The sequence below is a fragment of the Pedobacter paludis genome (assembly GCF_003173575.1).
Lineage (GTDB): Bacteria > Bacteroidota > Bacteroidia > Sphingobacteriales > Sphingobacteriaceae > Pedobacter > Pedobacter paludis.
In genome coordinates this window covers 227,113-240,842 of the sequence record NZ_QGNY01000002.1, presented here as the reverse complement: position 1 = coordinate 240,842, position 13,730 = coordinate 227,113, and the positions used below count along the sequence as shown (strand labels likewise).

The following is a 13,730-nucleotide window of genomic DNA, read 5'->3' as shown; positions in this document are numbered from 1 at the left end:
CATTTTTGGAGGATAGTTTTTTGCTTATGAAATATTTACTAAATATTTTGCTCGCTACTACTGCTTTTTTAAGCACATTGAATTGCTCTGCTCAATTTCTATCCGATTTTAGAGGTAAGCCTGTAAACGAACAGCGTTACGTACAGGTATCCGGTTCGCCCTTTTACAATAAAAATTTTTTGAAAGGCGAGGTAACTTTTACGAATAAAAACATCAAAAATGTAAAGGGCTATTTAAATTATGATCAAGTACAGGATATTATTCTCTTCAAGCCCAACTATGAAGATAAAGCGGCTATAGAAATTACAGATCAAATAGATAAATTTAGCATGTTAACGGAGAATGGAGATGCTATAAACTTTATTCGTTTGGAATCCATTGGTTTAACAGATGCCTTACGTTTTGCAGAAGAACTGCTATCGGGAAAGTTACGTCTTTTAAAAAGAACAAAAAAGAAAATATTAGAAACTCAGGTTTATAATTCTGCAAACATAGAAAAAACTGTTGTTCAGGAAACAAGTTATATTTTAGTGAAAGACAACAAGGCTATCCTACTCAAACAAGATCGAAATAGCTTTTTGTCAGCATTATCAGATCAGGAGGAAACATTAAAAAAATACCTTAAAGATCAGAAGATCAATTTTAAACAGGATCAGGATGTGGTAAAATTATTAAAGTATTATTTAAGCCTATAATCAGATTTTCATCATGTTGCTACCCGGAGATGATTAACTGATAACTAAATTTCTTTTGGTTACAGTAGAAATACCCTTACTTCTTATCTACACTATATTTTCCAGGGCCAATAAAAATTAAGCTAAAAAATACAATACCCATTTCAATCGCATGGCTTGCGCCTTGAAGCCCATCGCCCTTAGCAAAATGAACCAAGGAAGCGATAATCATGGTGAAAACCAAAAGTTTACATGCCGGACGGAAAAACAAGCCAACGATTAAAAGAAAACCTCCAAAGGTTTCTGTTGCCGCCGCCATAAAGCCCCAAAAAATAGGCAGAAAATCTATTCCAATTACTTTCATGCTGCCGCCTAAACCTCTCCAGCCACTTGGCCCCCCAGCAAGTTTTGGAAAACCGTGGATGATAAACAAAATTCCGATTCCGATGCGCAATAAAAGTAAGCCTGTATTGCGGTATTTTCCTAAATTATCTAAAATTGCCATTGTTATAAATATCTAAAATTTACGGTGTTTGTATCTACTGCGAGTTCTACTGTTGCGCCCAAAGTCATGCTTAAATTATTGTCTATATGTCCCGTAGGGAAATTAAAACAAATTGGAAACTCATATTCTTTAACAATTTCCCAAATCACTTCATCGGCTGTTTGCCCAAAAGAAATCTTTTCTTCCGCTATTTCATTAAACGCACCGATAATCAAGCCTTTTAATTTGCTCAGTTTTCCAGCACGCTTTAACATCCTCAGCATTCTATCAATGCTATATTCATGCTCTCCAACATCTTCCAGAAAGAGAATTTTATTTTCAAAATCCATTTCAGAAACCGAACCCTGCAACATGCACAACAAAGTTAAATTCCCTCCAATTAATACACCTTCGCAAATGCCTGTTTTGTTTTTGAATACACTTTTATAAGAATACGCTTCCTTTTCGCCGAATAACGTTTTCTTTAACGATAATAAGGATGCTGGAGTAGCATCTTCAAAAGTATAAGGCATTTGGGCATGCAAACATTGAATTCCGGTGGTTGCGATAATATGCGAAAGTAGTACGGTAATGTCGCTAAAACCAACAAACCATTTGGGGTTTTGTTCAAATTTGGTAAAATCAAGTTCATCAATTATCCGAATGGTTCCATATCCGCCACGTCCAGAAATAATCGCTTTAATTGTTGGATCATCCAAAAAACGCTGAATATCTTTGGTACGTAATGTGTCGGTTCCGGCAAATTGGTGGTGACTGGCGTAAACGCTATCGCCGATAATTACTTCCAATCCCCAACTTTTTAAAACGGTTAAGGCATAATCAATTGATTTGGGTAATTTCTTTGCCGGACAAACCAAGGCAATCTTATCTCCTATTTTTAAATACGGGGGCTGCTTAATCATTCTTCAAAACACTTATCTTTGCCAAATTAATAAAAATTGTTTTGGATAATAGTAAAATAAAAAGATATACCGTAACGGCAGCACTTCCATACACCAATGGACCAGTGCATATTGGGCACTTGGCTGGCGTTTACATCCCTGCAGATATTTATGCCCGCTATTTAAGATCGAACAAACGCGATGTAAAATTCATCTGCGGATCTGACGAGAATGGAGTGCCCATAACTTTAAAAGCCAAAAGAGAAGGCATTACCCCACAAGAAGTGGTAGATAAATACCACAAAATTATCGGCGATTCTTTTAAAGAGTTTGGCGTTTCTTTTGATATTTACCACCGTACATCGTCCTTAACCCACCATCAAACTGCAGCCGATTTTTTTGAGACCCTGTACGATAAAGGTGTGTTTACCGAAGAGATAACCGAGCAGTATTACGATGCAACAGCCAAACAGTTTCTGGCCGATCGATACATTACCGGAACCTGCCCAAACTGTGGCAACGAGAATGCGTATGGCGATCAATGCGAAAACTGTGGTACAACTTTGAATGCGACAGATTTAATTAATCCAAAATCTACGCTTTCTGGCGATAAACCCATTCTTAAGGAAACCAAAAACTGGTTTTTGCCTTTAGAGAAATACGAAACCCGACTACGCGAATATATTGAAAGCCACAAAGAATGGCGACCAAATGTTTACGGACAGTGCCAAAGCTGGTTAAATGCCGGCCTGCAACCTAGAGCCATGACCCGCGATTTAGATTGGGGCGTTCGTGTGCCACTTCGCGATGCTGCCGGTAAAGTTTTATATGTTTGGTTTGATGCACCGATTGGATACATTTCGGCAACTAAAGAACTTTGTAATTATGCCAAACTCGATGTTTGGAATCCAAAGGCAGAGGAGTATTACATCAGTAATTTCGAAAGCGATAAATGCGATTGGGAAGAATATTGGAAAAGCGATGAAACGAAATTGGTTCATTTTATCGGTAAGGATAATATCGTATTCCACTGCATCATTTTTCCGGCTATGCTTATGGCGCATGGCGATTACACCTTGGCCGATAATGTGCCTGCAAACGAGTTTCTAAATTTAGAAGGTCAAAAAATATCGACTTCTAAAAACTGGGCGGTTTGGCTTAACGAGTATTTAAGAGAATTTGAAGGCAAGCAGGATGTTCTGCGTTATGTATTAACAGCAACTGCTCCAGAAACTAAAGACAATGATTTTACCTGGAAGGATTTTCAGGCCAGAAACAATAATGAGCTGGTTGCTATTTTTGGCAACTTTGTAAATCGTGTAGTGGTGCTTACCCATAAATATTTTAATGGAATAGTACCCACCATGATGGAAATTACACCTGTAGATCAGGCAGTAATCGACGAGCTGGCTACTTATCCAGCAAAAATAGCATCATCAATAGAACAATATCGTTTTAGAGAAGCCTTATCAGAAGTGATGAATGTTGCCCGTTTGGGAAATAAATATCTTGCTGAAACCGAGCCTTGGAAACTGATCAAAACAGATGAAGATCGGGTGCGCACCATCTTAAATATTTCGTTACAGATTGCAGCAAACCTTCAGATTTTAATTGAACCATTCTTGCCTTTTACAGAAGAGAAGCTGATGAAGATGCTGAAAAGCGGTGGCTTTACCTGGGATGCTGCCGGCGGAATCAATCTGCTGAAACGCGGTCATGAAATTGGCGAAGCTGTATTGCTGTTCGATAAAATAGAAGATGCAGCAATTGATTTTCAGATCGAAAAATTAAATCAAAGCAAAGCAAGTAACGCCGCTGGTACGGCAGAAGCATTGCCTGTTAAAGAGAATGTCCAGTTTGATGATTTCGCTGCAATGGACATTCGTGTAGCCACCATCGTTGCTGCAGAAAAAGTGGCTAAAACCAAAAAACTTTTAAAACTTACCGTAAACACGGGTGTTGATGAGCGTACGGTTGTTTCTGGCATTGCAGAACACTATCAACCCGAGGATATTATCGGTAAACAGGTAAGTATTATTGTAAACTTGGCTCCCCGCGAAATCAAGGGGATTTTATCCCAAGGGATGATTTTAATGGCCGAGAATGCAGCAGGCAAATTAACTTTTGTAGCACCAGTAGATAAATTTCAAGAAGGAAGTGTGATTAGATAATCACATTTCTTTTAATAAAATCAGTTTTAAAGGCTGATGTGATTTTTTATTATCTTTGCTCGCATTGCAAGGTCCCGTAGTTCAACGGATAGAATAGAAGTTTCCTAAACTTTAGATATGAGTTCGATTCTCGTCGGGACCACTAAAACTACCAAGCCTTTGGATGAAAATCTGAGGGCTTTTGTTTTTTAGTTGTAATCATACTAAGCATTGATAACGAAAAAGCCATGGTATAAAATTGCTTAGTCATTTTATTACTTTAGATTATTATTAATTAGTTTCTAGAAAATAATGTAATCATGTTAAAAAATCTTTCATTTTTATTTTTAACAATTTTTATTTTGCAGTTTGGATGTAAATCCGTTCAAGAATCTAAGCAAAAAGAGGTCAAAGAATTTGAAGGGGTAATCACATATCACGAGCTTGAGAAAATTAGCGATGGAACTGTGGATGTAGATGATACTGTGAGGTTATATTTCTCTCGCGGAAATTATGTAGCCTTTCATTCAGAGAAGAATTCAAAATTCCATATAGTTAAAGATTATTATTTTAACGGCTCCAAGCCCTTAAGGTTGTTTGTTGATAATACATCCGATACTTTACGTTCGTTAAGGCTAGATTCTTCGATAGGAAAACTTGACAGCTTTAAAGTAAAAAAACAGGATAAAAAAATATTTTTACGTGAGTGCGAAACCATTGAACTTAATATAAGTTTTGACGAAAAAAGCGTTAGGACTTATACAACTACAACCTTTACATTTTCAAGAGGATATTTACCAATAAATAAAGAACATTTTAAGAATTGGAAATTAGGGTTTTTTAATAATTTTATTGATGAGTCTGGAGCATATTATTTAGATTTTAAATCTATTCATTTTGATCGTTCACACAAAAATATTTTATCCAGTAAATCTTATGAGGTTATTTCTGTTAGCGAAGAAAAGATAAATCCAGAAATATTTATTATTGATTCATTGAAAATCAGATAGTTTATTAAGTATGTTTTTAATAAAACTTTAATACTATAGATCAAAAGAGACAAAAATTACTCCTTACCCTAAAACTACTGGAGCTTTTTACCCTCTTCAATAATTGCCTTGTTAATTTCGCTAACCCTTTCGATTTCCATTTTTTCCACGGCACGGTCATAAGTTAAAAGGCCATTTATTTCATGTTCTACATCGGTGGTTTGCGTGTAAACTGCAACACTTAAACCTTTGTATTTCATAAGTTGTTCAACTTGAGTCATCAACAGTACATATTTATCGGTTAAAGCAGTTTTGGTTGGCTCATAACCATAGGCATTGTTTTCCACTGGCCACATGTGGTTCCGAACAAAAAGTCCCACACCACCAAACTCACCTAACGAAGCTGCCCTTTTACCATCTGGTACAGAGGCATCGTATGGACCTATGTAAATATGGGTATCTACAAAGTCTCCATTTTTGGGATCTCCTGCGGCTTTCTGATATCCCGGATTATTATTAAAGCCCGAATTTCCATTAACCAGTCTGGATGGATCATATTTTTTTACCCAATCGGTAATTTCGGGCACATCGAAAGCACCCCAGTTTTCGTTAAATGGTACCCAGGTTATAATCGAAGGAGAATTGTAATGATCATCTATAATCGCTTTGAGTTCTTTTCTAAATGCAGGGCGAGTTTTTGCGGTATCTTCATGCTGATACCACATCGCAGGCATATCCTGCCAAATCAGCATCCCCAGTTTATCTGCCCAATAATAAAAGCGCTTGGGCTCGGTTTTCATATGCTTTCTAATCAGGTTGAATCCCGCTTTTTTGGTAAACTCGATATCCGATTTAAGCGCTTCTTCTGTAGGGGCGGTCAAAATCCCATCGGGCCAATAACCCTGATCCAGTAGGCCAACCTGCATCATAAACCTTCCATTTAGCAAAGGCCTGATTACGCCGCCTACTTTGCCCAGCTTAATCTCCCGCATGCCGAAATAGCTGTTCACTTCATCTGTAATCATACCCTTATTATCCTTGATTCTAATTTTTAAATCATATAAAAAAGGGTCATCTGGCGACCACAATTTAGGATTTTTGATCGGGAGGTAAAATGCCGTACCAGCAAATCCATCGGCCTGCGCAACAATTTCCTTTCCGTTTTGGGCTATGGCCGTAACCGAAGCCGAACCCGCCTCTACCAAAACTTTAAGTCTACTGTTTTCAAGATCGGGAAGCAGCTTAATATTTTTGATGTAATTCCGATCAATCGGTTCCATCCACACGCCTTGCCAAATGCCTGAGCTAAAAGTATAGTCTCCCCGTGGGCCATTCTTGCCCGAGGGCGTTCTCCCATCATTAGGATCATGTGCCGCAAGAATTAAGGTATTCTTGCCCGCGTTTAAAAGCGAGGTAATGTCAAAAGAAAAAGAATCGTAACCACCTGAGTGCGAGCCAGCCTTTTTTCCATTTACAAATAGGGTAGCATCATGATCCACCGCTTCGAAATTTATCAGAATCTGTTTGCCCTTCCAGCTTTTTGGGATTTCAAAGGTTTTGCGGTACCACATATTAATTTCCTGCTTCCGCTCAATTCCCGATATTACGGATTCGGGGCAATATGGTACAAGAATCTGTTCTGGTTTTTCTGCAAATGTTATGGCCGATTTTGGATTTAAAGCAGTTGTTTTATCCTTTCCACCAATATAATCCCATTTCCCATTTAACGACATCCATTCCTTACGCACGAGTTGCGGGCGTGGATAATCAGAAAAAGGACCATTGGCTTTCATGGCCTCAAAGGTCCATTTAGTAGGTAATTTGGCTGTCTGTCCATAAGCATTTCCTAGGTAAGCCAAGCTTAACAGAATTGAAAAGAAGATGGTTAGATACTTGGTGTTTTTCATTGTGTTTATGATATTTCCCTTAAACATAAAACCCTAAGATACCAATTTTGAAAACTAAATCGATTTATCTTGCGTGGATTTTTATTTTCATCGCAAAGGTTCTATGCATTAATGCCCATTGGTCGAGAAATTACGGGCGTTGGTCTATAAGGTTATGCTTCTGGTATAATAACGGCCTTGTGCCTGCAACGTTTTGAAGTTCGTGTCGTCTTATAAACAGAAAACAAAAAGAAACTTAAAACATACAGTCATGAAAACATTAGCCAAAACAGTATTCGCAACAGCATTAACAGTTGTATTATTTGCTTCATCAGCAACCACTACTTTCGCAGCAGAACCTGCACCATTGGTAAAAACTTCTTCCATCAAAAACGTAAACCGAATCTGGGTAAGCGGGAATGTAAAGGTGGTACTTACCCAGGGCGATCAGGAAAGCATTAACGGTTCTGAGAATTACGATGCCGAAAAAACTTCCGTAATTAGTAAAGGTGGAAGCTTGTACATCAACTCGATGGAAACCCAACAGGTAACCCTAAACATTACCCTTAAAGATTTGGAGCGCATTGAAGCTTACGGACAATCGGTTGTGGTAACCACCAATAACTTCGATGTTAAATACCTGCAACTGTTCTTATACCAAAGCGCAACCGCAAAAATTAAAACCACTACCAGTAGTTTATACACCATTGTTAAAGAAGATGCAGTACTTAAATTAAACGGTACAGCCTTACACAGTACCCTGGTAGCCAGCAATATGAGAAATGTTAAACTGAACAATTTTGCAAGTGCAAGATCAGAGTCTTTCGCATCTGAAGATTTGATGGCCGATAAAACCGCCATGGTATTATCAAAATAGAAATTCTATTGCTTCGAAAAACATACAGCTGCCCAATTGGGTAGCTTTTTTTGTTTAACGGCATCCCATTTATGGTCTGGCTTTTTTAAATTCCTTGTTTTGCATACAGCATTCGTGACTTTGCATACATGGAGCCGAGTTGCCTTTTGCAATTTTGTATCATAAAAAGAGCAAAATTTATGGACATTAAAAAGATAGCATTGGGTAGTGAAGGCCTAAGGGTTGCCCAAATGGGTTTAGGCTGTATGGGCATGACGGGTTTTGAAGACGCACACATGTACGGGCCGGCCGATGAGCAGGAAGCAATTGCAACCATTCACCGTTCGTTAGAACTGGGCGGAAATTTTTTGGATACTGCCGATTTATATGGCCCTTTTAAAAACGAACAGCTCCTAGCCAAAGCCATTGCCGGAAAGCGCAATGAATACACCATCGCCACAAAGTTTGGATGGGAAATTAACGATCAAAACAAAGTAACCTGGGCCATTAATGGTAAAAAGGACTATGTTAAAAAAGCAGTTGAGCGCTCGCTTAAAAACCTGAACACTGATTACATCGATCTGTATTATATGCATCGCTTGGATAAAAATACACCCATTGAGGAAACAGTTGGTGCCATGGCCGAGCTGGTTAAAGAAGGGAAGATTGGCTACATTGGTTTATCGGAAGTTTCATCGGAAACGGTGCGTAGGGCGCATGCCGTTCATCCAGTAACTGCGGTGCAGAGCGAATATTCTTTGTTTGAAAGAACGGTTGAAGAACGCGGCGTATTGGAGACTTTAAAAACCTTAGGCATTGGTTTTGTAGCCTATTCGCCATTGGGCAGGGGATTTTTATCGGGTCACATTAAAAGCATAGATGATTTGCCCGAAAATGATTTCAGAAGAGCGATTCCGCGTTTCCAGGAAGCTCATTTTCATAAAAACATCCAATTGGTAGAAGCGATTGAAACTTTGGCCAAGCAGAAAAACATCACTCCTTCGCAACTGGCTTTAGCTTGGATAATGAGTAAGGGCATTTTGCCGATTCCTGGAACAAAAAGAAGAAAATACCTGGAGCAGAATTTGGCCTCAACAGCTATTGTACTAAACGATGCCGATTTAGCCCAACTGGAAAGTATTGTACCCTTGGGAACAGATACGGGTAAACCTTATGATGAATTTAGCATGAGGCTGATCGACTAAATTTTACACGGTTGCATTTTTTGACCATGCAACCGTAATTCTATTTTCCTTTATCCTTAAATTAGTAACATGAACACCATACAATCCATTTCCCAGTTTCACCGTTTGCTGTCTCTGCCAGAACCCTTGCACCCCTTGGTGAGCGTAATTAATTTAGACCATTGTATTTTTCTGGAAGATGAGATTTGGAAAGGTTTTGTAAACCGTTTTTATTGTGTTGCCTTAAAGCGTGAAGCGACGGGCAAAATAAGATACGGCCAGCAACATTATGATTATGATAAAGGCGTGTTGAGTTTTACGGCGCCCAATCAGGTTCAATATCTTGATTTACAGGCCACGGAATGTGGTTCGGGTTATCTATTAATTTTTCATCCTGATTTTTTGTTAAAGCACCCGCTTGCTTCGGCGATAAACAATTATGGCTTTTTCTCTTATGCGGTGAACGAGGCCTTGCATTTATCGGCCGAAGAAGAAGAAAACCTGATGACGATCCTGGATAAAATTAATAAGGAATGCGCTCATATTGATCGGCATACTCAAGAAATTATTCTTTCGCAGATAGAGCTTCTGCTTAATTATTCCAATCGCTTTTATGAACGGCAGTTTATTACCCGAAAGAACAACAATCACCAATTGCTGGCAAAGTTTGAACAACTATTGCACGATTATTTTGATGCGCAAGCGACAGAGGGGCAAGGTTTGCTTACTGTTCAGCATGTTGCCGGTTTAATGAACCTTTCGCCCAATTATCTGAGTGATTTGTTGCGGGTACATACCGGGCAGAATACCCAACAGCACATTCATGAAAAACTGATTGAGAAAGCAAAGGAAAAATTGGCCACAACGGGATTATCGATTAGTGAAATTGCTTATGCGCTTGGTTTTGAGCATGCGCAATCTTTTAGTGCTCTTTTTAAAAAGAAAACGAAGCTTTCGCCATTGGAATTTAGGCAGGCTTTTAATTAGGAAAAGATTTTTTATAAAAGTCCTTTATCACTACATCCCTTGTTCCCCGCTGGTCGAGATTTGTAATCTCGTCCTTAAGAACTGTGGATTTGTAATCCACAGGAAAACATAGTTTAACGGCATGAGGTCCGCTGGTTGAGATTTTATAATCTCGTCCTTAAGAACTGCGGATTTGTAATCTACAGGAGAAATAATTTAACAACATTGAAATTCCCCGCTATGTTGAAATAACGATTAAGCTAATGGTTTTTACAAAACAATTGATTAAACCGGAACAGTTACGTGTTGCAATATTGCGGTAACCGAGGGAGAGGTCAGTGTAACGGTATGTGGCTCGTGAAGCGGGATTTGCATAAAATCGCCCGGACCCATGTTAAAAGAAGTTTCGCCTATGGTGCACGTGCAGGTTCCTTTTAAAATTAGAAAACTTTCTTCCAAATCTTCGTGTACCTCTTCGTCTATATCCGTTTCAGAAACCACCAGCATTTGCATCACACCATCTGTATTGCGGAGGATTTTTCCAAACCGTTCGGTAAGTTTATGTTCTTTGGGCAAATAAGAAGAGATCAATTCTAACCATGCATTTGGATTAGAAAATGGGTTTATCAATGGAAGCCGATCTATAGACATTTGATGTTCCAGTTCTAAGTTGGCAAAAACAACTTCCATTTTTTTATCTAAGGCGAAACTTGGTTTTATCGCATTCTGTAAAGCATCTTGCTCAAAAAAGTATTCCAATGCCTTAATTTCTGCAGAGATTTCGACAGGATGTTTTAAACACATTTGTTCCATAAGCGCCGCCTCTTCAAGATTAAGACTGCCTAGTAGGTAGAGTTCTAATATGCCACTTTTAAAAAATTCTGCTAAATCCATTCCGATATTATTCCCTCAAACGATTTCTTAATTTATCCATAACCTCAACAAGACTAATTCCCAATAATCCCGCGGCCTCTTTCGGGTTAAATCCCTCACAAAGTACCAATTGCACCGGGCAACGCTCTGCAATGCTTTTCTTAATTGAATAATCCAATAGGTATTCGCGTGATATGTTTCTGGAAATCCGCAACAGCCAGATCGATATTTTGCCTTTTATCGCACCCGTAATTTTTATTTCCTGTTCTGCCTTTTCAAAAACCCGCCTCATTAATTCTACCGCCATCGATTTATCTTTGCAAAACGAAATAAACCGGCCATAAACCTGACAGCGATATTGTTCGTAAAGCGCCGACTGAAAACCTTCGTTTTGCGATTGCATCAGCTTTTTAAGATCTTCTTCACCAATCATTTTATAACGAGGTATTTAGCGGTTTTTAAAGATAACAAAATCCCGACAAATTGATCATATACAATTTTATTTAGCTGATTTATAGCTTTTCAAAATTTAACTTAAACACAAGTTCTTATAAAATGTACCGTTATAAGTGTAATTATAAACTGCTTCGTATTTGGAAGCATCAAATTAAACCCTTAAAATATGAACTTGACCAAAAATCTCTTTTTTACAGCACTCATCGGATTATCTACCTTAACGTTATATTCTTGCAAAACCAAGAAACTTGTTGCCAAACCCGATCCAGCTCCAGTTTCGAAACCTGCACCACCCGTTGAAGAAAAAAAGCCTGAGCCTGTACCGGAAAAAGAACCTGAAAAACCAGCACCTGTAGAAAAGCCCGATTTTAATTTGGATAACATTCAGTTTGAGTTTAATTCCTTTGTTTTAAAAACGTCTTCGTTCCCGATTTTGGATAAAGCAGTAATGGAAATGAAAAAGGCGCCGAATACTAAATTTGTACTTAACGGCCATTCATCGGCAGAAGGAACTCCCGAGCATAATATGTCCTTATCTATTGATCGGGCCAATGCCGTTAAATCGTACTTTGTAAATGCCGGATTAAATGCCTCTATTTTTACCATTGTAGGCCATGGCGAAAAAGAACCTGTGAGCAGTAATGCCACAGAGGAGGGCAGAATGTTAAATAGGCGGACTGAAATTAAGGTGCAGAACTAATTGTTTTTACCAAAAAAAGCGTCCTGATGTTTGTTAGGGCGCTTTTTTGTGGTTGAGAAAAAAAATGCGTTACACTGATTTTTTTGATTCTAGCGTTGTGGTTATTTGAGCCAGTGTTTTTTCGCTAAAATTATGTTTTCCATTTAGCCATTTATTTACCTCCGAAATCTGCGTATCTACCAACTGAGCAAGTGCATGGGCATCCATTCCATTTTGGGCGAGAAATGAAGATACCTTGCTAGCGGTTTCCAAATTTACCTGGGTTAATTTTTCAATTGCCGGGTTGCCATTTTCTTTGATCCAATTGGCTACCAAATCCTCGTTTTCAGTGCTCATTCTATATGCTATGCTTTATTTTTCGAATAAAATTTGGGCAAAGATATTAAATTGAAGCTTAGTGAAAAGGTTGTTGGAAAAAACCTTTCCCCTTCCGATGGGAATAGCTGACGCTATAGACTATTTTACAAATACAGTTAATGTATATCCGCACAAAATACACCGCCCCATGCCCCATCCAAATAGGATAAATTGTTAAGCGCCTAAATATCAAGTACGGAAACTGATACTTCGTTAAAGATCCATTTTCTTCCTACCTTTAAAGTATGATGACTATCAGACTAATTGCAATGTTTTTGGTGCTGCTCCTTCTTGGTTCGTGCAATAATAACGTGCTGGATTTGGATCATTCAAAAATCTTAAAGATAATATCTTCACCAGATAAAAAGATTGATGCGGTTTTAATTGCAACCACCGGTGGTGCAACTGTAGCCGACGGGAACAAAGTATATATCCTGCTCAGTGGAAAAAAAATAACTGAACATGATCATCCAATACTTGTAGCAGATTATACCAGGAATTTAGATATTATTTGGAGGGCAAATAAACGGTTAAATATTAAATATGATGATGCCAGAATATTTCAGTTCACCAATTTTTGGAAATCGGAGGAATTAGATAACTGGAATTACATTGTTGAAATTGACTTAGAAAACAATTCTATGAGCAAGGAATTTAAGCCGGCTGAAAAGAGACCGCTCTGATCAGGTTTAAAATCTTGCACAAAATCTAAATACTCAGTCCTCCCTAAATATAATCGAAATGCGATTCGTACTTTCCACTAACCGATGTTAGAACGATTTTATACACAATAATTTGATTGTGCTTTTCGGGATTTATCCCGTGGGATGGTTCTTCCGAAGGCCGATCTGTTAAAGGCATAATTCTATGAATAATTCCCTGCATGGCCTGTTGCCTTTCTTCCCCAAACAATTCTATAAAATTTCCATTAAGTATGGCGCTCGTCCATCTAAAGGTGTCGATGATCTCATCCACTTCGAAGCAAACCTTTGGATTGATGCGCATCATGTCGATTTTTTTTCCATTTCCAGAATGCCCGTAAATGGCATTATCTTTATACACATAGTTAATGGGCACCACATAAGTTTCGCCATTTGCATGGCAACCCAATCTGCCGATTACCTGTTTTTCTAGAAACTCAATGAGTTCTCCTTTATTTAAATCGCCTAACATAACCTTGTAATTTGATTCAATAAATATGCGAGTAACTGGGCTCAAAATAAATGATTGTAATCATTTTAAAATGGAATGTA

15 protein-coding genes and 1 tRNA gene are annotated in these 13,730 nt (G+C 38.3%); 9 read left to right on the top strand and 7 right to left on the bottom strand.

The genetic code is table 11. From position 1 onward, the window contains the following. Positions 1-26 precede the first annotated feature (26 nt). On the top strand, positions 27-695 hold the full coding sequence (locus DF947_RS05590) for a hypothetical protein (protein WP_109928723.1): 669 nt from the start codon (positions 27-29) through the stop codon (positions 693-695). 76 nt (positions 696-771) lie between these two features. On the opposite strand, the gene DF947_RS05585 is transcribed toward DF947_RS05590, so the two are convergent. Both DF947_RS05585 and DF947_RS05580 read right to left on the bottom strand, forming a co-directional pair. After that, the gene (locus tag DF947_RS05585; RefSeq protein WP_109928722.1) at positions 772-1,179 is read right to left on the bottom strand and encodes a DoxX family protein; all 408 of its coding nucleotides are present in this window, start codon (positions 1,177-1,179) and stop codon (positions 772-774) included. Positions 1,180-1,181: 2 nt separating this feature from the next. Beyond that, a complete protein-coding gene (locus DF947_RS05580; protein WP_109928721.1) occupies positions 1,182-2,081 on the bottom strand; it encodes a S66 peptidase family protein in 900 nt (299 codons plus the stop codon). 41 nt (positions 2,082-2,122) lie between these two features. Here DF947_RS05580 and metG point away from each other — a divergent pair, with 41 nt between their 5' ends. The 3 genes from metG to DF947_RS05565 all read left to right on the top strand — a co-directional run bounded on the left by metG (position 2,123) and on the right by DF947_RS05565 (position 5,220). Next, entirely contained in the window at positions 2,123-4,231 is a 2,109-nt protein-coding gene (gene metG / locus DF947_RS05575) for a methionine--tRNA ligase (protein ID WP_109928720.1), read from the top strand. A gap of 70 nt (positions 4,232-4,301) precedes the next feature. Further along, a tRNA-Arg gene (locus tag DF947_RS05570) sits at positions 4,302-4,373 on the top strand. 157 nt (positions 4,374-4,530) lie between these two features. Further along, positions 4,531-5,220 (top strand): hypothetical protein, encoded by a 690-nt coding sequence (locus DF947_RS05565; protein ID WP_109928719.1) that lies wholly within the window; start codon positions 4,531-4,533, stop codon positions 5,218-5,220. A gap of 74 nt (positions 5,221-5,294) precedes the next feature. Here the strand turns inward: DF947_RS05565 and DF947_RS05560 are convergent, their stop codons facing one another. Beyond that, entirely contained in the window at positions 5,295-7,106 is a 1,812-nt protein-coding gene (locus DF947_RS05560) for a glycoside hydrolase family 2 protein (protein ID WP_109929195.1), read from the bottom strand. A gap of 250 nt (positions 7,107-7,356) precedes the next feature. Between DF947_RS05560 and DF947_RS05555 the strand changes: the two genes are divergently transcribed. The 3 genes from DF947_RS05555 to DF947_RS05545 all read left to right on the top strand — a co-directional run bounded on the left by DF947_RS05555 (position 7,357) and on the right by DF947_RS05545 (position 10,112). Beyond that, positions 7,357-7,962 carry a GIN domain-containing protein gene (locus DF947_RS05555; RefSeq protein WP_109929194.1) on the top strand — a complete coding sequence of 202 codons (606 nt, stop codon included), beginning with the start codon at positions 7,357-7,359 and terminating at the stop codon, positions 7,960-7,962. Positions 7,963-8,141: 179 nt separating this feature from the next. Continuing rightward, positions 8,142-9,146 carry an aldo/keto reductase gene (locus DF947_RS05550; protein WP_109928718.1) on the top strand — a complete coding sequence of 335 codons (1,005 nt, stop codon included), beginning with the start codon at positions 8,142-8,144 and terminating at the stop codon, positions 9,144-9,146. A gap of 69 nt (positions 9,147-9,215) precedes the next feature. Then, entirely contained in the window at positions 9,216-10,112 is an 897-nt protein-coding gene (locus tag DF947_RS05545; protein ID WP_109928717.1) for a helix-turn-helix domain-containing protein, read from the top strand. A 264-nt stretch (positions 10,113-10,376) separates the two neighbouring features. Here DF947_RS05545 and DF947_RS05540 read toward each other — a convergent pair whose 3' ends face one another. Both DF947_RS05540 and DF947_RS05535 read right to left on the bottom strand, forming a co-directional pair. Then, positions 10,377-10,985, bottom strand: a complete 609-nt coding sequence (locus tag DF947_RS05540; RefSeq protein WP_109928716.1) for a cupin domain-containing protein — start codon at positions 10,983-10,985, stop codon at positions 10,377-10,379. A gap of 7 nt (positions 10,986-10,992) precedes the next feature. After that, entirely contained in the window at positions 10,993-11,397 is a 405-nt protein-coding gene (locus DF947_RS05535) for an RNA polymerase sigma factor (RefSeq protein ID WP_109928715.1), read from the bottom strand. Positions 11,398-11,586: 189 nt separating this feature from the next. On the opposite strand from DF947_RS05535, the gene DF947_RS05530 reads away from it, so the two are divergent. Next, entirely contained in the window at positions 11,587-12,120 is a 534-nt protein-coding gene (locus DF947_RS05530; protein ID WP_109928714.1) for an OmpA family protein, read from the top strand. Between the two features lie 69 nt (positions 12,121-12,189). On the opposite strand, the gene DF947_RS05525 is transcribed toward DF947_RS05530, so the two are convergent. Beyond that, a complete protein-coding gene (locus tag DF947_RS05525) occupies positions 12,190-12,456 on the bottom strand; it encodes a hypothetical protein (RefSeq protein ID WP_109928713.1) in 267 nt (88 codons plus the stop codon). Positions 12,457-12,722: 266 nt separating this feature from the next. Between DF947_RS05525 and DF947_RS05520 the strand changes: the two genes are divergently transcribed. After that, a complete protein-coding gene (locus tag DF947_RS05520; RefSeq protein ID WP_146202873.1) occupies positions 12,723-13,160 on the top strand; it encodes a hypothetical protein in 438 nt (145 codons plus the stop codon). 43 nt (positions 13,161-13,203) lie between these two features. Here DF947_RS05520 and DF947_RS05515 read toward each other — a convergent pair whose 3' ends face one another. Then, on the bottom strand, positions 13,204-13,650 hold the full coding sequence (locus DF947_RS05515) for a pyridoxamine 5'-phosphate oxidase family protein (protein WP_109928711.1): 447 nt from the start codon (positions 13,648-13,650) through the stop codon (positions 13,204-13,206). Positions 13,651-13,730 lie beyond the last annotated feature (80 nt).